General features: G+C 73.4%; 17 protein-coding genes and 1 pseudogene. 7 read left to right on the top strand and 11 right to left on the bottom strand.

The window, feature by feature from the left end; translation table 11 throughout:
* Positions 1 to 36 precede the first annotated feature (36 nt).
* Positions 37 to 519: a hypothetical protein gene (locus tag SLAV_RS36195; RefSeq protein ID WP_244225266.1), complete on the bottom strand. Its 483-nt coding sequence runs from the start codon at positions 517 to 519 to the stop codon at positions 37 to 39.
* Between the two features lie 149 nt (positions 520 to 668).
* Here SLAV_RS36195 and SLAV_RS36190 point away from each other — a divergent pair, with 149 nt between their 5' ends.
* Entirely contained in the window at positions 669 to 1,922 is a 1,254-nt protein-coding gene (locus SLAV_RS36190; RefSeq protein ID WP_208754744.1) for a sensor histidine kinase, read from the top strand.
* Complete coding sequence (locus tag SLAV_RS36185) at positions 1,913 to 2,560, top strand: response regulator transcription factor (protein ID WP_100661168.1); 648 nt, start codon at positions 1,913 to 1,915, stop codon at positions 2,558 to 2,560. The genes SLAV_RS36190 and SLAV_RS36185 overlap by 10 nt, the downstream gene beginning before the upstream one ends.
* A 33-nt stretch (positions 2,561 to 2,593) precedes the next feature.
* Here the strand turns inward: SLAV_RS36185 and SLAV_RS36180 are convergent, their stop codons facing one another.
* The 6 genes from SLAV_RS36180 to SLAV_RS36150 all read right to left on the bottom strand — a co-directional run bounded on the left by SLAV_RS36180 (position 2,594) and on the right by SLAV_RS36150 (position 7,468).
* Positions 2,594 to 3,226 carry a hypothetical protein gene (locus SLAV_RS36180; protein WP_100661167.1) on the bottom strand — a complete coding sequence of 211 codons (633 nt, stop codon included), beginning with the start codon at positions 3,224 to 3,226 and terminating at the stop codon, positions 2,594 to 2,596.
* 58 nt (positions 3,227 to 3,284) lie between these two features.
* Positions 3,285 to 4,082, bottom strand: a complete 798-nt coding sequence (locus SLAV_RS36175; protein ID WP_100661166.1) for an ATP-grasp domain-containing protein — start codon at positions 4,080 to 4,082, stop codon at positions 3,285 to 3,287.
* A 140-nt stretch (positions 4,083 to 4,222) separates the two neighbouring features.
* Positions 4,223 to 5,335: a Vgb family protein gene (locus SLAV_RS36165; protein WP_208754743.1), complete on the bottom strand. Its 1,113-nt coding sequence runs from the start codon at positions 5,333 to 5,335 to the stop codon at positions 4,223 to 4,225.
* Positions 5,336 to 5,519: 184 nt separating this feature from the next.
* Positions 5,520 to 6,107: a hypothetical protein gene (locus SLAV_RS36160; protein WP_100661165.1), complete on the bottom strand. Its 588-nt coding sequence runs from the start codon at positions 6,105 to 6,107 to the stop codon at positions 5,520 to 5,522.
* Positions 6,108 to 6,416: 309 nt separating this feature from the next.
* Positions 6,417 to 6,830 carry a VOC family protein gene (locus tag SLAV_RS36155; protein ID WP_100661164.1) on the bottom strand — a complete coding sequence of 138 codons (414 nt, stop codon included), beginning with the start codon at positions 6,828 to 6,830 and terminating at the stop codon, positions 6,417 to 6,419.
* A 20-nt stretch (positions 6,831 to 6,850) separates the two neighbouring features.
* Positions 6,851 to 7,468: a TetR/AcrR family transcriptional regulator gene (locus SLAV_RS36150; protein WP_100661163.1), complete on the bottom strand. Its 618-nt coding sequence runs from the start codon at positions 7,466 to 7,468 to the stop codon at positions 6,851 to 6,853.
* Between the two features lie 93 nt (positions 7,469 to 7,561).
* On the opposite strand from SLAV_RS36150, the gene SLAV_RS36145 reads away from it, so the two are divergent.
* The gene (locus SLAV_RS36145) at positions 7,562 to 8,350 is read left to right on the top strand and encodes an SDR family NAD(P)-dependent oxidoreductase (RefSeq protein ID WP_100661162.1); all 789 of its coding nucleotides are present in this window, start codon (positions 7,562 to 7,564) and stop codon (positions 8,348 to 8,350) included.
* Positions 8,351 to 8,415: 65 nt separating this feature from the next.
* Here SLAV_RS36145 and SLAV_RS36140 read toward each other — a convergent pair whose 3' ends face one another.
* Positions 8,416 to 10,140, bottom strand: a complete 1,725-nt coding sequence (locus SLAV_RS36140; RefSeq protein ID WP_244225265.1) for a putative glycoside hydrolase — start codon at positions 10,138 to 10,140, stop codon at positions 8,416 to 8,418.
* Positions 10,141 to 10,256: 116 nt separating this feature from the next.
* On the opposite strand from SLAV_RS36140, the gene SLAV_RS36135 reads away from it, so the two are divergent.
* Positions 10,257 to 11,270 (top strand): polysaccharide deacetylase family protein, encoded by a 1,014-nt coding sequence (locus tag SLAV_RS36135; protein ID WP_208754742.1) that lies wholly within the window; start codon positions 10,257 to 10,259, stop codon positions 11,268 to 11,270.
* A gap of 30 nt (positions 11,271 to 11,300) precedes the next feature.
* Here the strand turns inward: SLAV_RS36135 and SLAV_RS36130 are convergent, their stop codons facing one another.
* Complete coding sequence (locus SLAV_RS36130) at positions 11,301 to 12,809, bottom strand: FAD-dependent monooxygenase (protein ID WP_100661161.1); 1,509 nt, start codon at positions 12,807 to 12,809, stop codon at positions 11,301 to 11,303.
* Positions 12,810 to 12,901: 92 nt separating this feature from the next.
* On the opposite strand from SLAV_RS36130, the gene SLAV_RS36125 reads away from it, so the two are divergent.
* Positions 12,902 to 13,537: a TetR/AcrR family transcriptional regulator gene (locus tag SLAV_RS36125; RefSeq protein WP_100661160.1), complete on the top strand. Its 636-nt coding sequence runs from the start codon at positions 12,902 to 12,904 to the stop codon at positions 13,535 to 13,537.
* A 51-nt stretch (positions 13,538 to 13,588) separates the two neighbouring features.
* On the opposite strand, the gene SLAV_RS36120 is transcribed toward SLAV_RS36125, so the two are convergent.
* Both SLAV_RS36120 and SLAV_RS41245 read right to left on the bottom strand, forming a co-directional pair.
* Complete coding sequence (locus SLAV_RS36120; RefSeq protein WP_244225264.1) at positions 13,589 to 14,587, bottom strand: hypothetical protein; 999 nt, start codon at positions 14,585 to 14,587, stop codon at positions 13,589 to 13,591.
* An 89-nt stretch (positions 14,588 to 14,676) separates the two neighbouring features.
* Positions 14,677 to 14,767 (bottom strand): annotated as a pseudogene (locus SLAV_RS41245).
* 270 nt (positions 14,768 to 15,037) lie between these two features.
* Here SLAV_RS41245 and SLAV_RS36115 point away from each other — a divergent pair.
* Positions 15,038 to 15,739, top strand: a complete 702-nt coding sequence (locus tag SLAV_RS36115; RefSeq protein ID WP_100661159.1) for a response regulator transcription factor — start codon at positions 15,038 to 15,040, stop codon at positions 15,737 to 15,739.
* Complete coding sequence (locus tag SLAV_RS36110; protein WP_100661158.1) at positions 15,736 to 17,187, top strand: sensor histidine kinase; 1,452 nt, start codon at positions 15,736 to 15,738, stop codon at positions 17,185 to 17,187. The genes SLAV_RS36115 and SLAV_RS36110 overlap by 4 nt, the downstream gene beginning before the upstream one ends.
* Positions 17,188 to 17,278 lie beyond the last annotated feature (91 nt).

Genomic DNA, 17,278 nt, shown 5'->3' with positions numbered 1-17,278 from the left:
GCCAAAGGTGACAGAACACGTCACCTTTTTCACGGCTCAGCGCGTTTTCGGGAACGCCGCCCGCAGGGTCGTACCGCGCGTCGTCAGGGCGATGCCGATGACCGGCAGTACGCAGAGCGCCTGCACCGCCGCGTACCACCACGGGCAGACGCCCGGGATCAGGTCGACGCCGACGATCGCGACCGGGAAGACGGCCGAGATCCCCCGCAGGCGCTCGAAGGCGCGTCGGGAGCCCTGGGAGGCGGAGAGGGCCAGGCGGTGGAGCAGTACCGCGATGAGGGGGAGCAGGATCGCGCGGATCCACATGAACGGGTTCACCATGTGGCCTGTGCTCGCGACGGCGATGACCGCGAGGAGGGCGGCGGCGGTGAGCGCGCCGTAGATCTTGACGGCGGCCCGGGTCCTGCCGAAGGCGGCCAGGGCGGCCGGGGTGGCGAGGAGGGCCGGGGTGGCGAGGAGGGCCGGGTCGGTGGTCGTGGTGTTCGCGTCGGTGGGCGTGGTGTTCGCGTTGGTCTCCATGGTCACGACGCTACGGAGCAGCCGTACGGGGCGGTATCGGCCTGGCCCCACAGGGGGGTGGGGCCAGCCCCACTCCCCCGCCGGGCCGGGACGTCGGGGGCTCCGGGCGGTGCACAGTAGGGGAGTCGAACACAGAGTGAGGGGGAATCGTGGGACGGGTGGGTTCGTGGTGGGTGCGGGCCGGGGTGGGGTTCGGACGGGCGTGTGTCGGCGCCGCCGTCTGCATGCTGGTGCCCGTGGTGTGGGCCGCCGCCGTGGGGTTGGGGGTGTGGTGCGGGGCGGAGCACCCGTGGTCGTGGATCGGGCCCGCCGTGATCGTGTGCGCGGGCACGCTCGCCCTGGCGCGGACCGTCTGCCGGACCGTCCGGTCCCTGGTCGCGCGGTGGACCGGTACCGACATCCCGGCCGGGTACCGGGAGGCCGGGCCGGTGATGCAGTTGTCCACCGGGTACTGGTGGAACGGCTTCAGTTACGAGCGCAGCCGCCGGGACGCCGTCATGGACCAGCGGATGCGGCTGTGGTGGAGCGATCCCGCCACCTGGCGTGACCTGCGGTTCGCCGTCATCGCCCCGTTCACCGCCGGGGTGTTGTCCGCCCTCCCGTTGGCCGCGCTGGCCGTCGCCGTCGTCGGGCTCGCCCGGCCCGGGACCGTCGCGCGTCCCGTCGCGGCGGGCGCCCTGGCGCTGGCGGTCGGGTGCGCCCCGTACGCCTGGCGGTCCCTCCACCGGGTGGCCGTCCGCTTCCTGCGGCCCTCGTCCGCGATGGCGCTGGCGGAGCGGGTGGACGAGCTGACCTCCCAGCGCGCCGACGCCACCGTCGCGCAGGCCGCCGAGATCCGCCGCATCGAGCGGGACCTCCACGACGGCGCCCAGGCCCGCCTCGTCGCGCTCGGGCTCTGCCTGGCCACCGCCGAGCGGCTGATGGACCGTGACCCCGAGCAGGCCAAGGCGCTGATGCGGGAGGCGCGGGCCGGGGCCGCCGCCTCGCTGACCGAACTCCGGGAGCTGATCCGGGGCATCAGTCCGCCCGTCCTCAGCGAACGCGGCCTCGTCGACGCGGTGCGCGCGCTCGCGCTGGACGTCCCGCTCGACGTGGCCGTCCGCGCGGGCGGCCCGCTGCGCCTGGACCCGCCCATCGAGTCCGCCGTCTACTTCGGCGTCGCCGAGCTCCTCACCAACGCGGTCAAGCACGCCGGGGCGGCCCGGGCGCACGTCTCCCTCGTTCGGGACGACACGGGCATCGTCGTGGAGGTCGAGGACGACGGCCGGGGCGGTGCCGACGCACGGCCCGGCGGCGGACTCGCGGGTCTGCGCCGCCGCCTGGCCGTCTTCGACGGCACGCTCGCGATCACCAGTCCCCAGGGCGGTCCGACCCGTGTGAGGATGGCCGTACCATGCGAATAGTCGTAGCCGAAGACCTGTACCTCCTGCGCGAAGGGATGGTCCGCCTGATCGAGGCGTTCGGGCACGAGGTGGTGGCCACGGCCGCCACCGGGCCCGAGACGCTCGAAGCCCTGCGGACGCACCGCCCGGACGTGTCCGTCATCGACGTCCGCATGCCCCCGACCCAGTCGGACGAGGGCCTGCGCGCGGCCCTCGCCGCCCGCGCCGAGGTCCCCGGCCTGCCGGTGCTGATCCTCTCCCAGCACGTCGAGCAGCTGTACGCCCGCGAACTGCTGGCCGACGGCTCCGGCGGCGTCGGATACCTGCTCAAGGAGAGCGTGTTCGACGCCGACCAGTTCATCGGCTCCCTGGAGCGCGTGGCGGCGGGCGGCACCGCCATGGACCCGGCCGTGATCGCGAAGCTGCTGTCCGGCAGCGCCCCCGACCGGGGGCTGGGACGGCTCACCGAACGCGAGTACTCCGTGCTGGGCCTGATGGCCGAAGGCCTGTCCAACCACGCCATCGCGCGCCGCCTCTTCCTCAGCGAGGGCGCCATCAGCAAGTACACGACCTCCCTGTTCGGCAAGCTCGGGGTCACGGACGACGACGACACCAACCGCCGTGTCCGTGCCGTCCTCACCTACCTCAACAAGCCCTGAGGGAGCGGCTCCACCGGGTCGGCGCGCACCTCGTCAGGGGCAGGTCTCTTCGGTCTTGGCGACGGTGAAGGCGACGGGCTGCCCGTTGAGGGCGGTCCCGGCGGCCGGGTTCTGGGTGCAGACCTTCCAGTTGGACTCCTGGAGGACCATGCGGCTCTGGACCGCGTCCTTCACCGTGATGCTCGCGTTCCCGGGAAGGGCGGCGCGAACGGCCTTCATGCCCTGGCCGACGAAGTCCGGCATGGTGCTCCCGGCCGGTTTCGGGGCCGGGGCGTCGGTGGCGGGACAGGTCTCTTCGAGCTTGACGGCGCCGAAGTCGACGGTGGTACCGGTGTCGGCGCTGCCCGGCGCCGGGGACTGGGAGCAGACCTTCCAGTTCCTGTCGAGGGCCTGGAGACGGTCACGGCCGAGGGCGTCGTGGGACTTGAGGGCGTGGAAGCCGGCGGCCTGTGCTTCGTCCTGGGCGGTCTGCAGGCCCTTGCCGACGAGGTCGGGCAGGGTGGCGGTCTTCGCGGCGGGCGCGGGGCCGGAGGGTGACGTGGTTCGGGGCGCGGCCGGGGCGGGGGTGGCGGCCTTGGGGTCGGTGCTCGCCTGGGGGTTGCAGGCGGTGAGGGTGCTGAGGGCAGCAACCGCGGCGAGCAGGACGGCGGTGTGATGTGTGCGCATCGGGCCATGCTGGCGGGGGCCGGCCGGCTGTGTGGTGGCTGTGACCGGTCTGTGACGGTCAGTCGGCTCCCTTCCGGGGCGAATCACCCCTCAGGGGGTACGGGCCGCTCAGGTACGGCCGGTCCCGCTCGGTGACCTCGGCGACGGGGCCGGCGGCGCGGAGCACCGTGTCGAGGACGCGGTCCGGTTCGGCGGCGTAGCAGTGGGCGAACCAGGCCATGTTGGCCTCGACCACCGCCCAGCCGCCGTCCGCGAGCCGGCCGATGTCCAGGCACACCGCGCTGGGCAGCCCGGTGGCCGTGGCGTCGAGGACCGTACGCCCGAAGGCGCGGCTGCCGGCGTCCAGCGGTGCGGGGTCGAGGTGTCCGTGGACGGCGTAGCGGCTGCCGGTGACGGCTTCGCCGTCGAGGACGAACAGCCGGTACTCGGCGGCGAACTCCACCACCCCGCTCACCAGGACCGGTGTGGAGCCGTCGAGTCCGCCGGGCAGGCTGGTCCCGTCCTCGTGGACGGCGGCGGGCAGCAGGTCGATCTTGGCCGAGGGCGGCTTCACGAAGGCCCGTTTCCGCAGCGCGCGGGCCTCGTCGAGGGTGGTGAGCCGTATTTCGCGCCGCAGGAGGGGGTGGGGTACGTGCGTCAGCCAGTCGTCGGCCGGTTCGAGCAGCCCGAGCCCCAGCGGGTCGGCAAGGCGTGCGGCCGCACGGGGGCCGCCGTACCAGTACACCCGGCGCCCCTGGGCGCTCGCCACCCGGTCGGCCACGTCGTAGCCACGCCAGGCCGCCGCCCGGGCGATGAGCTCGGCGGTCGAGGTGCGGGGTGCGGGCAGGAGGAGGACGGGCGGGGTGCGGGCTTCCATTCCCCTGACCCTAACGAACCCGGCTGTCGGCCCGTCGGGCGCCCGGGGCCGGTGCGTCGGGCGGTCCGGGCGGTCCAGGGAGCACGAGGCGCCGAAAGCTCGACTCGCCGTACGCGGAGCGGGGGCCGGGCGTGAGCCGATCAGTGCAGCGGCCAGCCGGTCCGACCGGGCACGAGGTGGAGGGGGCGGTGGTCCGGGGGCGGCTGGTGGAGGGGGCGGGGGCGCCCCGAAGGTGCCGGGTGGGCCGTGTGGGCCCCGTGGCCCGGGCGGGCCTGGACCCGGCCGACGGCGCCGGCCAGCAGCTCGGTGAACCAGATGTTCCGGTCGGGGCCGGCCGTGATGTTGAAGGGCAGCTTGTCCGCGCCTCCCGGGACTTCGAACTCGGTGATGGCACCGCTCCCGCTGATCCGGCCGATGCGGCCGGACTGCACGGCGTACCACATGTGTCCGTCCGGGCCGCGGGTGATGTCGTAGACCTGGTTGTCGGGGACGGGCAGCGGGAAGAGCGTGATGTCGCCCCGCGGGGTGATGCGTCCGACCGAGTTCAGCCCGCTTGCGGTGAACCACATTCCGCCGGGTCCGGCCGCGATGCCGCTGGGGAACGAGAAGTCGCTGGACAGCGGGAACTCGGTGATGTGCCCGGACGGGCTGATCCGGCCGATCTTGCCGGGGAGCAGCTCGGTGAACCACACGGAGCCGTCGGGGGCGGCCGCGATGTAGTACGGGAAGCTGTCCGGCGTGGGGAGGGCGTACTCGGTCACCGTGCCGTCGACCGTGATCCGTCCGATGGCGTTCGTTCCCGGCTCGGTGAACCACAGCGCGCGGTCGGCGCCGAGCGCGATCCCGATGGGGAAGCGGCCCGGGCCGGGCAGCGGGAACTCGGTGACCCGGCCCTTCGTCGTGATCCGGCCGATCCTGCCGGCGGTGTTTTCGGTGAACCACAGGGCGCGGTCGGGGCCCTGGGTGATGTTCTGGGGGACGCTGTCGGCGGTCGGCAGCGGGTATTCGGTGACGGTGCCGCGGGTCGTGATGCGCCCGATCCGGTTGACCCCGGACTCGGTGAACCACAGGGCCCGGTCCGGGCCCGTCGTGATGCCGGCGGGGAAGCTGTCGGGGGTCGTGACCGGGTACTCCGTCACGTTGCCCACGTCCGCCCGGGCCGGGGCGGTGGTGGCGGCGACGGCGAGCAGCGCGCCGAGGGACGCGGTGAGCAACCTGTTCAGGCGTCGTCGGAGCGTCGGCGCGTACGGCATGGACCGGGGCCCTCTCGGTGGGCGGCAGGTGGGCGTTCCATGACGGAATATCAGCTTCCGTGCCGAGCCCGCCCCAACGCACGCGCGGGTCGGCCGCCAACCGCCCGGCTGCCGTAGCGGGACGCCGCCCCGGGCTTCCTCGATGTCTCCGCGACGTGGTCGTGTCGGCCGGAAGCGACACCGTTCAGGAGTAGACGAGGGGGCAGCCGCGCCGGATCGAGTGCTGGGCGGCGCGCAGGTACAGGGCGACGTAGAAGGCCGTTCCCAGGTCCTCGCTCCATGGTCCTGGCCGGGTGGCCGCCAGTTCCTGGGCCGCCCCGTCCAGGAACCACATGGTCAGATCGAGGTTGTCGCACGCCGTCGGGATGTCGGCCGGCAGGCCGATGGCCGCTGCCAGCCGCTCCGCGAGGGCCAGTACCCGGGGCGCGCCGGCGATCAGGGACTCGTCGTCGTACCCGGCGTCGAAGGGCAGCCGGATGTCCTCGTCGAGGGGCACCGGCACCAGTACCGTCCAGCCGCAGAGGGTTTCCGCCTCCCCGGGCGAGAGGTGCGCCTCGCACAGTGCGCCGAACCCGTCCATGGAGGGGACGAGTTTCTCCTCGAAGGACTGCCCGGAACCGCGGACGAATCCGGCTTCCTCGGGCACGGACAGGTAGGGCGGCAGCCCACGCCGCCTCAGCTCCCGGTTCAAGGCCGAGGCGACGTTCCCCCACCCTCCCTCTTCCTCACCGAACCACTCCTCCGCGCCGATGCTGACCAGGTAGATGCCCATGTCCGCACGGTACAGAGCCGCACCGACACACCGGCCGGCCGTCGGCGTGCGGCCGGGGTGGGCGTGCCACGAACTGCGGCGGGGCCTTCTCCCGTACCCCGACGACCTTCCCGACGACGGGCTGGACCTGGCCGCGACGGCCGCCCTGGTGCGGGCGAGGTGACGCCGCGGCGCAGGGGCAGGAACACACCGCCGGGGTGGCCACGAGGCCTCCGGTGTCGGGCTCTTCCAGGTCGATGGGCCCTTGCCGGAGACCTTGCTCCTTCCCGATCAGGACACCCCGCCGCTCAGCTCACTTCGGAACACGGCCTACTGGTCGCGCTTCGGCCAGGTGGGGCCCTGATCGGTCCAGATGACACCCTTGTTGCGGCAGAGGCAGAAGGGGTGGCCAATGGGGTCGGTGTAGACGCGGAAGCCGTAGCCTTCGGGGCCGATGCAGTCCCGCTGCAGGGTCGCGCCGAGGGCCAGGACGCGGCGCTCTTCGGCCTCGACGTCGTCGACCTCGAAGTCGAGGTGGAATTGCTTGGGGTGCTCGCTGTCGGGCCACTGCGGGGCGCGGTAGTCCTCCACCTGGATGAAGGCCAGTTCGATCTGGCCGAACTGGATGCCGGCCCAGTGCTCGTTACTGCCCTCCTTGACCGGGCTGCCCGTCACCTCGGAGTAGAAGGCGGCCAGCTTCATGGTGTCCGGGCAATCGACAATGAAATCGGTGAGTCGCAGCATCCCGTGATCTTGTCACAAGATCAAATGAGCCGGGAGGGACCCTGGCGGTCGGGGTGGCGCAGGCCGGTCAGCAGTACGTCCAGGGCCAGATCGGTCGCCTCCGCCAGGGGGGTGTCGTCGAGCAGGGAGCCCAGGGCCAGTGTGGCCAGGCCGTGCACCGTGGAGAAGGCGACCTGGGCGAGGCGCGCCGGGTCGCCCGCGCGGACGGCACCCTCCTCCTGCGCCTGCGCGATGAGCGCGGCGGCCGTGTCGAGGCTGTGGTGCCCGAGTTCCCTGAGTTCGGCGCTGGAGTCGTCGGCGTGCTTGGCGCTGAACATGAGGGCCAGCAGAGGTGCCTGGGTGACCGCGAATTCCACGTACGCCCGCCCCAGGCCGGCCAGGCGCGCCGGCACCGGTCCGGGCGCTTCCGCGGCGGTCCGCAGGCGCGCGTTCAGCCGGGTGAAGCCGCTGACCGCGAGGGCGTCCAGCAGTGCCTGCCGGTCGCGGAAGTGGCGGGACGGCGCGGCGTGGCTCACGCCGAGGTCGCGGGCCAGGGCGCGGAGGGACAGGCCGTCCACGCCCGACTCGGTGAGGACGGCCTCCGCGCGCTCCAGCAGAGCGGCCCTGAGGTTGCCGTGGTGGTAGGGCCCCTCGGTCAAGGCGGGCTCCCCTCTCCAGATGTTGTCGTTGACTACAATGGTGGCGCCGCCTACATTCGAGACCATCAACACGTGGAAACGGAGCAGCCGACCATGCCTATGACATACCAGGGAACAGTGGCCCTGATCACCGGGGCAAGTGCCGGCCTCGGTGTCGAGTTCGCCCGCCAGTGGGCCGAACGCGGAGCGGACCTCGTACTCGTGGCCCGCCGCCTCGACCGGCTCGAAGGGCTCGCGGCGGATCTGGAGAAGCGCTACGGCGTCACGGCCCACGTCGTCGCCGCCGACCTCGCCCGACCCGGCGCCGCCGCCTCACTGCGCGCGGAGCTCGACGCCCGCGGGATCACGGTCCACACCCTCGTCAACAACGCCGGCTTCGGCAGCCACGGCCCCTTCCTCCGCCAGGACGTCTCCCGGATCAACGAGATGATCCAGCTGAACGTCGTGGCCGTCACCGAACTCACCCGGGCGTTCCTGCCCGATCTCGTGGCCGACGGCCGGGGCGCGCTGGTCACCGTCGCGAGCGCGGCGGCGTACCAGCCGACCCCGGCGATGGCGGTCTACGGCGCCACCAAGGCCTTCGTCCTGAGCTTCACCGAGGCCGTCGGCTACGAGACCCGCTCCTCCCCGCTGCGCGTGCTCGCCGTGTCTCCAGGGCCGGTCAGCACCGAGTTCTTCGACGTCGTCGGCAGCCGTGACGCGGCCGTCGGCCGGATGGCGACCCCCGAGCAGGTCGTGACCGCCACGCGGCGCGCGCTGGAGCGCGGCAAGACCCCGCCCAGCATCGTCGCCGGTCTCGCCAACCGCGTGTCCGCCCTCGCCTCCGCCCTGTCGCCGCGGCGCGTCACCCTGGCGGTGTCGGGACGGATCCTCAAGGCCTGAAACGCGCTGCGGCGGGCCCCCGGTACCGGGGACCCGCCTCCTGCCCGGCCGCCGGCCGGGCCCCGTCAGTGCTTGGCGATCTGCTGGAGTGCCGCGCCCTGGTAGCGGGCGCCGGCGTTCCACAGGATGAAGGATTCCATCTTGTTGGCTTCGGCCGCCTTGATCTGTGCGGCCACCTCGGCCGGCCCGTAGGTGCTGCCCATCGAGAAGTCCTGCAGCCACGGGACGATTTCGGTCTGCGTGCCCTTCGCCTGACGGGCGAAGTCGGCGAGCGAGCGCTGCACGATCGCGTACGGGGAGGTGTCGGGCTGTGCGACGCCGTACTCCCCCGGCGCCCAGTGGGACGGGTAGACCATCGGCGCGACGTAGTCGGTCACCTTGACCAGGGCGCCGATGTCCTGGGCGATCTCGGTGGGCCGGGTCGCGGCGATGCCGAAGACGGAGACGCCGAGGTACTTGGCCTGGGGACGCAGCGCGGTGCGGGTGTCGGCGACGAACGAGGTGATGGACTGCTCGGGCGTGGCGGTGCCGATGCCCGGGAAGCGCATGTGCGACAGCGGGCCGTCGGGCCGGCGCACGTAGTCGTAGAGGATGTCGTCGAAGCCGAGCCGGGCCGCTTCGAGGGCGAGGTCCTGGTTGTACTTGCGGACCGTGGGGTTGGCGAAGTTCGTGAAGGACAGGGCGCCGTAGTGGCCGCCGTCGTAGGGCTGTCCCGACGGGGTCAGTACGAGCTGGTCCTGGTCGCCGGACTTCCAGGCGGCCGCGGCGAGCTTGGGGTCGCGGAAGGCCACGATGCGGCCGATGACCTGGGCGCCGGCGGCGTGGAGCTCGGCGATCGCCTTGTGGGCGTCGTAGTAGCCCTTGGCCGCGCCGATCCTGCGGGCCAGCGGGACCTGGGAGGCGTACCCGACCTCGCCGTCCTCGTCCTTGACGTCCAGCTCGACGGCGTTGAGCTTGCCGCTGCGGACCAGGGCGAGGATGCCGCCGCGGAGCCCGTCGTCGCCCCAGCCGATGGCGGTGATGTGCGCGGCGCGGATCATGGGGCGGCGCCCCCGGGCCGACACGTCCTTGGTGGTGGTGTTCCCGGCGCGGTCCACCGCCGTGACCGTGACGACGGGCGTGCCCTTGGGCACCGTGGCCTTGAAGGCGCCGGCCCCGTCGACGGGGACCTTCTTGCCGTTGACGCTCACGCGGGCGTCGCCGGAGGCGTTGCCGGTGATGGTCACGGGGGCGGCGGCGTTCTTGATCTCCGGGTCGGCCACCTTCAGCTCCGGCGGGGTGGTGTCCACGCTGAAGCCCACGACCTTGCGGTACGAAGCGAAGGGGAGGCCGCTGCCGCCCGACACCACCAGGGTGTGCCGGCCCTCCTTGAGCTTCGGGAGGGCGAGCTTCAGGCGGGCGCCTTCGGCGGTGAGGGGGACCGCCGCTCCGTCCAGGGTGGCGTGCGGCTTGTTCCCGCCGCCGGGCGTACCCGCGGCGAGGTAGGCGCTGACCCCTGCGGCCGCGCGTGCGTCGAGGACGGCGCCGTCGCTCACGCCCTGGATGCCCGGACCCGGCGCGAGGAACGTCCAGGCACCGACGCCCGCGCCGGCGAGAGCGAGCGCCCCGGTCGTCGCTATGAGGGCGCCGCGACGGGCCGGGCGGCGGAGAAGACGGGAGGAGCCGGAGCTCGGTATGCGGGTGCGGGGCATCATGACGTCCTTCGTGCCGGGGGTGTGGGTGCGGGCCGGATGCTGCCTCCATTCATTGCCGCTGCGTGCGCCGGTCGACTGGTTCGGCCGATATTTCACACGAACGGCCCGGATCGTCTGCGGCGTGGCGGCTACGCCATGCAGGGGACAGTGCGGTATCGGGGCTCCGCTCGCCGGTAGGTATGGCGCGACACCTCACCGTGGAAAGGCTCCTGATGCGCCACCCCCTCGTCCCGCTCGGCGCCCTGGCGGGCGCCGCCGCCCTGCTCGCCACCGGCTGTTCCACGGGGCCGTCACCCACCAGCGGGCACCCTCGCACGACCGCCTCGCAGGCGGCGGTCGCCCCCGTCGCAGCGAAGGGCCCGGCGGAGGTCGGTGCCAACGAACTCGGCCAGGTGCCGGTGCTGATGTACCACCAGCTCGTCGACAGGCCGGCCGGCGTCTACGACCGCACCCCGGCCGATTTCCGGGCCGAACTGGAGCGCCTCGCACGGGAGGACTACGTGCCGGTGACCGCGCGGGACTTCCAGACGGGCCGCATCGACATCCCGGCCGGCGCCCACCCGGTGGTCCTCACGTTCGACGACTCGACCAACAGTCAGGTGCGGCTTGGCGCGGACGGCAGCCCGGCGCCCGACACCGCCGTCGCCATCCTGGCGGAGACGGCCAAGAAGTACCCCGCGTTCAAGCCGGTGGCGACCTTTTTCGTCAACGCGGACGCCTTCTCGGCCACGGGCTCCGCCAAGGCCCTGACCTGGCTGAAGGCGCACGGGTACGAGGTGGCCAACCACACCGACCGGCACGAGAACCTGCGCTCCCTGGACCAGGCGGGCGCCGCGCGGGCGATCTCGGCGGGCCAGCAGGCGATCGAGAAGGCCGCACCCGGGACCCGCGTCACCTCGCTCGCCCTGCCCTTCGGTGCCATGCCCGAGCCGGCCGCGGTGGCCGCCCGGGGAACGGGCTACCGCTACGACGGGGTGTACCTCGTGGGGGCCAACCCGTCGGTCTCGCCCTTCGCGAAGGCCTTCACGCCCGGCGCCATCCCCCGGATCCGCTCGGCGGGACCGAAGGACGAGGACGCCGAGTTCGGTTCTTCGCGCTGGCTGGACAAGCTCGCCGCCGGAAAGAGCAGGTACGTCTCGGACGGGAACCCCGACACCGTCGCCTTCCCGCGCGCCGCGCAGAACGAGCTGTCGCCTGCCTTCGCGAAGCGGGCCCTGCCGTACTGAGCCGATCACCCGGACTCCCCCGCGAGCCCGTCAGCCACGAGTCCGGACGGGGCCGAACCAGCGGGTGAGCGTCTCGGTGAGACCGGCTCCTCCGGCCCAGCAGACGTAGCCGTCGGGCCGGACGAGCACGGCCTCGGCGCCGGTCCCGGCGGCTTCCACCCGGGCGCGCACGTGGGTGACCCGGTCGCTCCAGGGAGCCGCGGCGGCGAGGGGGGTGTCGCCGAGGTCGAGCAGGACGCCGCGGCCGGAGCGCGTCAGGTCGCTGAACCGGATCCGCTCGCCGTCGTCGAGGAGGAGGTCGAGGTCGGGCATCCGCAGGCCCAGCAGCGGATGGGCCTCGGCGTCGGGGGACGGGAGGCAGAGGTCGAGCCCGGCCATCACCCCGGCCATGTACCGGTTGGCCTCGGGCAGGCGGAGCAGGTCGGTGAGCACGTCGCGCAGCTCGCCCAGCCCACCGTCGCGCTGCGGCCCCATGATCACCCCCTGGGCCCGGGTGAGGGCGAGGACCCGCGCGGCGACGGGGTGCCGCTCGCTCTGGTAGGTGTCCAGCAATTCCTCGCCGGCATCTCCCCGCAGGACGGCGGCGAGCTTCCAGCCGAGGTTGAACGCGTCCTGGACGCCGAGGTTGAGCCCCTGGCCCCCGGCCGGGGAGTGGATGTGGGCGGAGTCGCCCGCGAAGAACACGCGGCCGTGGCGGTAGTGCTCCAGCTGCCTGCTGGCGTTGCTGAAGCGGGAGGAGTAGCGGATCTCGGCGACGTCGAGCGCCCCGCCGTGGGTGGCGCGCAGCACCTCGCGGACCTCCGCGGGCGTCACCGGCGCGTCGCGCTCGGCCAGCATCGTCTGCGGGCCGCTGAAGATGAGCTTGTGGAGACCGTTCGCCAGCGGCGTGATCATGGCGAAGTGGCCCTGGGGCGAAGTGTGGATCCGCGAGCTGATGTGTCCGGAGGAGCTGTCGTCCACGTCCCCGGTGAGCAGCAGATCGGCGGTGCCCATGCGGACGGTGGCGGCCTCACCGGGGAAATCGGCTCCGATGATCTTGCGCACGCTGCTGTGGGCGCCGTCGCACGCGACGAGGTAGCGGCCCCGCAGCGACAGCTCCCCGCCCGGCGCGGTCGCGGTGACCGTGACTCCGTCGGCGTCCTGCTGCATGCCGGTCAGCCGGTGCTCCCTGAGCACCTGACCGCCCAGCTCGGTGAGCCGGTCTTCGAGCACCGCCTCCAGCTGGTCCTGCGGGAGCAGGACCGGGTGCGGATAGCGGGTGTCCCACGCCGCGTAGTCCAGCGGGACGGGCAGTCCCGCGAAGTGGCCCCCGACGAGCCGGTAGTCGATGGACCGCCCGAGGGCGTCGTCCAGCAGACCACGCAGCGCGAGCATCTCGGCGGTCCGGGGCTGGATCGCCCCGGCGCGGGACTGGAGGTTGCGGCCGGGCAGCCGGTCCAGCACGACCGCGGGCACTCCGACGAGGGCGAGCTCGGTGGCGAGGGTGAGTCCGGCGCCGCCGGCCCCGACGACGATGACACCGGTGACCTGCACGTTCATGGATGCCTCCACAGGACGATCACTTCACTTGGTAGATAACTATACCAGGTGCAAATTTCTCCTCGGTACCCCCATTGCTCTATCGTGGGCGCATGACTGAGCAACTCGGACTGCGGGAACGCAAGAAGCAGCGCACCCGGCAGACGATCTTCGAAGCGGCGCTGCGACTGTTCCTGAGCCGCGGCTTCGACGACGTGTCGATCGTGGAGATCGCCGAAGCGGCCGAGGTCTCCAAGCGCACGCTGTTCACCTACTTCCCGACCAAGGAAGACCTGGTCCTGCAGCAGTTCGCCGACCACGAGGACGAATCGGCCCGCGTGGTCCGCGCCCGCCCGGCCGGTACGAGCCCGCTGGCCGCCCTGCACGCTCACGAACTCGACGCCCTGGCCCGGCGGGACCCGGTCACCGGACTCACCTCCGACCCGGACGCCGTGGCCTTCGCCCGGCTGCTCAGCACGACGGCGAGCCTCAGCGAGCGGCTGCTCCGGTACGCGGGCCGCAGCATCGACGCCCTCGCCGGGGCACTGGAGGAGGCCGGGGCCGACGAGCTCACCGCGCGGCTCGCCGCGGTGCAGATCGTCACCGTCCTGCGCGTCCTGGCCGACCGCAACAGCGCCCGGATGCAGGCGGGCCACCCTGCGGACGAGGTGTACCCCGAGGCCGTCGCCGCCGCCGACCGGGCCTTCCTGCTCCTCGGCGCGGGCCTGGCCGACGCCCTTCCCGGCTGACGCCGGGCCAGGGGGGACAGGGCGCGGCGTCGTACGGGCGCCGCGGGGCCGTCAGCGCCCGAGTGCTCCGCGCACCGTCAGCCCGTGGTGGCGGCGCAGGCGGCGCAACTCCCACCAGGACAGGGCCGTGACGGTGACGGGCGCGCCGAGGACGAAGACCGCCCGGACGCCCGCCGGGACCTGGGTATAGGCACCCGTGACCACGTCCAGCAGCGCCGTCTCCCACACCAGGACGCCCGCGAGGACCGGCGGCAGCACCTCGTGGATGTCGGCGGTACGGAAGACGTGAACCAGGGAGAGGCCGATGCCGTAGAGCGCGAACCCGATCGACCACAGGCACAGCACCCCGATGACGATCTTTCCGGGCAGCCCCACGGCGTCGCGCAGACCCGCCAGTTCCGGGGCCATCGCGAGCGCCGAGGTGCCCATGGACGCCATGACGGCCAGTACCGCGCCGAGCGGGCGCAGGGCCCGTCGCAGGTACACGCGCCGCAGCCCGCCCCTCGCGGCGGCCACGAAGACGCCCACGACGACGGGGAAGGTGCAGACGAGGACCAGGACGCTGGACCAGCTCTGGTCGAGACGGTCGTCCGCCAGCGCCTTGACCTCGGCGGCGCCGACGACGGCCTTGTAGGCGAGCGTCAGACCCACCCAGGCGGCCAGCCCCAGTACGGTCCGCCAGAGCTGGAGCCGGCGCACCTGCGGATCGTGCGCGATCCCGGTACGCGACGGACGGAAGGTCCGCTGAGCGGCGTACAGCGGATTGAGGACCGCCCGCATGATCTTCCTGCCCCGGGAGGGCTCGACGGGCGGCGGCACGTACGGGGCGTAGGGGTTGTACCGGCCCGGGTCGTACGGGCTCTGGTCGTACGGGTTGTACGGATGCCCCTGCGGCGGAACCGGCGGCGCGTACGGGGATCCCGCCTGCCGGACCGCGTACGGGTACCCCTGCGGGTTCGGCGAGGCGCCCTGGCCGGGCCGTCCCGTCGGCGCCGGCCCGGCCGCGCCGCCCGCCGGATCCCCGTACCCGCCCGCGCCGTACCCGCTCACGCGCCACCCCTCCGCCCCGCCGCCCTGCCCCGCCGATGCCACGCATCGTAGTCGGCGGCGCGGAGGGGCCGGGCGCAGCGAACGCACAGCGGAGAGGGCAGGATTCGAACCTGCGTGGATCCCGACAGGACCCGAACGACCAGTGGCCGGCCCCCGATCAACCACTCCGGGCACCTCTCCCTCGTGACCGGCCCGGTCACCCGCCCGGTCACGACAACCAGACTGCACGAGAGCCCCTGACCCCACACTGACGCACCGCCCGGTCCGGGCCCGGCGCGGGTTCCGCGCCCGGCACCGCCTGCCGCGCCGGGAGGCCGTGGCCCGCCTGGCGACGGCCCTCGTGGACGGCGTGCCCTCCGCGGTGGTGGTGCACGGGGGCCCGCGTCCGGGCGGCGCGGACGGCTGTGAGAGGGTCGGGCCCGGTTCGGGCAGGGCGGCGCGGGAGGCAGCATGAACACGGCAGTGGTGCTCGTGGCGGACGACGACGCCGCCATCCGGCGTTCGCTGGAGCGCGGGCTGCGGCTGAGCGGATTCACCGTGGTCCTCGCCGAGGACGGGCCCGGCGCCCTCGCCCGGGTGGACGCGCGCCACCCCGACGTGCTCGTCCTGGACGTGTCCATGCCCGGGCTGACCGGCACGGAGGTGTGCCGGACCCTGCGCGCCCGGGGCGACGAAACCCCCGTCCTGATGCTGTCGGCCCTGGACGAGCTGGCCGACCGGGTCGCCGGGCTCCAGGCCGGCGCCGACGACTACCTCGTCAAGCCCTTCGCACTGGAGGAGCTGGTGCTGCGCCTGCACGCCCTGCTGCGGCGCAGCCCGGCGCGCGGCGAGCGGGACGTGCTGCGCGCAGGGCCGCTGGAGATGGACCAGGCGACCCGGCAGGTGCGCCACGGCGGGGCCGAGGTCCACCTCACCCGGCGGGAGTTCGAGCTGCTCGCCGCCCTGGTGCGCAACGCGGGCATCGTGCTGACCCGGGACCAGTTGCTGGACCGGGTGTGGGGCTACGACTTCGAGGTGCGCACCGACGCGGTCGACACCTTCGTCAGCTACCTGCGCCGGAAGCTGGAAGAGGGCGGACGCCCCCGGCTGATCCACACGGTGCGCGGCGTCGGCTTCGTGCTGCGCGCGCCCGACGCGGGGAGCCGATCGTGAAACTCTCCACCCGGATCGCGCTCTCGGTCACCGTGGTCATGCCGTTGCTGGTGCTCGCGGCGGGTCTGCTGGTGCTCGGGCTCGTCAGCCGCGACCTGCGCCAGCAGCAGGACGCACGGCTCCAGGACCGGGCCTCGGCCGTCCTGCCCGACGTACGGGCCCTGCTGGCCGCCGACCGCAACGGGCGGCCGAAGGCGGAGCAGAACCAGCACCGCAAGGTGCTCGGTGACGTCCTCGACGCGGGGATCCGGGTGCGCGGCGCGAACGGTGCGACCGTCCTGGAAGGCGGTCCGCAGCCCGACGCGGCGGTCCGGCTGCCCGACCGGACCCCACAGGGCCCGGTCACGGTCCGCGCCAAGGGCCATGCCTGGCGGGTGCTGAGCGTGCCGGTCACCGGCGGCGCGGCCGGAAACCTGTGGATCTACACGGCGGCTTCGAGCACCGACCCGCAGGTGGCCGCCGTACGGCGGCGGGTGCTGCTCGTGGCGCTGCTGGCCGCTCCGGTGTCCGGGCTCCTCGCGTACGGCCTGGCGGGACGCGCCACCGCGTCCGTACGGCGGCTGAGCCGGCGGGCCGCCGGGCTCGACCCGGCGGCGGGGGCCGCCGCCTTCGCCGGTACCCCCGCGAACATCGCCGAGGTGGACGAACTGTCCGCGGCCATCGGCCAGCTCCTCACCCGCTACGACGAGCAGGCGGCACGGACCGCGCAGGCCCTGGAGACCGCCCGGTCCTTCTCCTCCGCGGCCTCGCACGAGCTGCGTACGCCACTGATGAGCATGCAGACGGACCTGGACGTGCTCGCCGCCCACCCCGACCTCTCCCCCGGTGAACGGGCCGAGGTGGTGAGCGACCTGCGGAGCGACCACGCCCGGCTGCTCGAACTGCTCGGCGCGCTGCGGATGCTCGCGCTCGGTGACCTCGTGGAGGTCTCCGCCTTCGCCCCGCTCGACCTGTGCGAGCTGGTGGACGCGGCCGCCACCGAGGCGGCTCGCCGGGACGGTGGGGCGGGGCTGGTGCTGGACGTGGACCTGCCGGCGGAGCTGCGGATCTTCGGATGGGACTCCGGTCTGAAGATCATGCTGGCCAATCTGCTGCGCAACGCGGTGGTGCACGGGCACCTGCCGGGCGAACCGCCCCGGGTCACCGTCCGGCTGCGCGCGCAGGGCGGTTTCGCGCTGCTCACGGTGGACGACGAGGGGCCCGGTGTGCCGCCCGCCGAACGCGAGGCCGTCTTCGGCCGGTTCCACCGCCGGCCCGGCAGCCCGGGTTCCGGCCTCGGGCTCACCCTGGTGGCCCAGCAGGCCGCACTGCACCGGGGCACGGTCACCCTCGGCGAGGTACCCGGCGGGACGGGCGCCCGCATCGAGGTACGGCTCCCGCTGGTCTCGGAGGACGAACCGACCGTACGGCTGCCCGCGCGGCGCGACTGGATCTCCCGGGGCGACTGAGGGCCGTGGTGCGGCCGGCCAGGCGGTCACAAGGAAACCACAAAAACGCTCCCTAGCGTCCTGCTCGGCCGGGGCGCCCACGCGTCGGCCC

Source organism: Streptomyces lavendulae subsp. lavendulae (assembly GCF_002803845.1).
Lineage (GTDB): Bacteria > Actinomycetota > Actinomycetes > Streptomycetales > Streptomycetaceae > Streptomyces > Streptomyces lavendulae.
This window is presented reverse-complemented; position numbering and strand designations above follow the sequence as displayed.

Coding starts and splice junctions, on each gene's coding strand:
- SLAV_RS36195 (WP_244225266.1), bottom strand. CDS start 519: ATGGAGACCAACGCGAACACCACGCCCACCGACGCGAACACCACGACC.
- SLAV_RS36185 (WP_100661168.1), top strand. CDS start 1,913: ATGCGAATAGTCGTAGCCGAAGACCTGTACCTCCTGCGCGAAGGGATG.
- SLAV_RS36180 (WP_100661167.1), bottom strand. CDS start 3,226: ATGCGCACACATCACACCGCCGTCCTGCTCGCCGCGGTTGCTGCCCTC.
- SLAV_RS36175 (WP_100661166.1), bottom strand. CDS start 4,082: ATGGAAGCCCGCACCCCGCCCGTCCTCCTCCTGCCCGCACCCCGCACC.
- SLAV_RS36165 (WP_208754743.1), bottom strand. CDS start 5,335: ATGCCGTACGCGCCGACGCTCCGACGACGCCTGAACAGGTTGCTCACC.
- SLAV_RS36160 (WP_100661165.1), bottom strand. CDS start 6,107: ATGGGCATCTACCTGGTCAGCATCGGCGCGGAGGAGTGGTTCGGTGAG.
- SLAV_RS36155 (WP_100661164.1), bottom strand. CDS start 6,830: ATGCTGCGACTCACCGATTTCATTGTCGATTGCCCGGACACCATGAAG.
- SLAV_RS36145 (WP_100661162.1), top strand. CDS start 7,562: ATGCCTATGACATACCAGGGAACAGTGGCCCTGATCACCGGGGCAAGT.
- SLAV_RS36135 (WP_208754742.1), top strand. CDS start 10,257: ATGCGCCACCCCCTCGTCCCGCTCGGCGCCCTGGCGGGCGCCGCCGCC.
- SLAV_RS36130 (WP_100661161.1), bottom strand. CDS start 12,809: ATGAACGTGCAGGTCACCGGTGTCATCGTCGTCGGGGCCGGCGGCGCC.
- SLAV_RS36125 (WP_100661160.1), top strand. CDS start 12,902: ATGACTGAGCAACTCGGACTGCGGGAACGCAAGAAGCAGCGCACCCGG.
- SLAV_RS36115 (WP_100661159.1), top strand. CDS start 15,038: ATGAACACGGCAGTGGTGCTCGTGGCGGACGACGACGCCGCCATCCGG.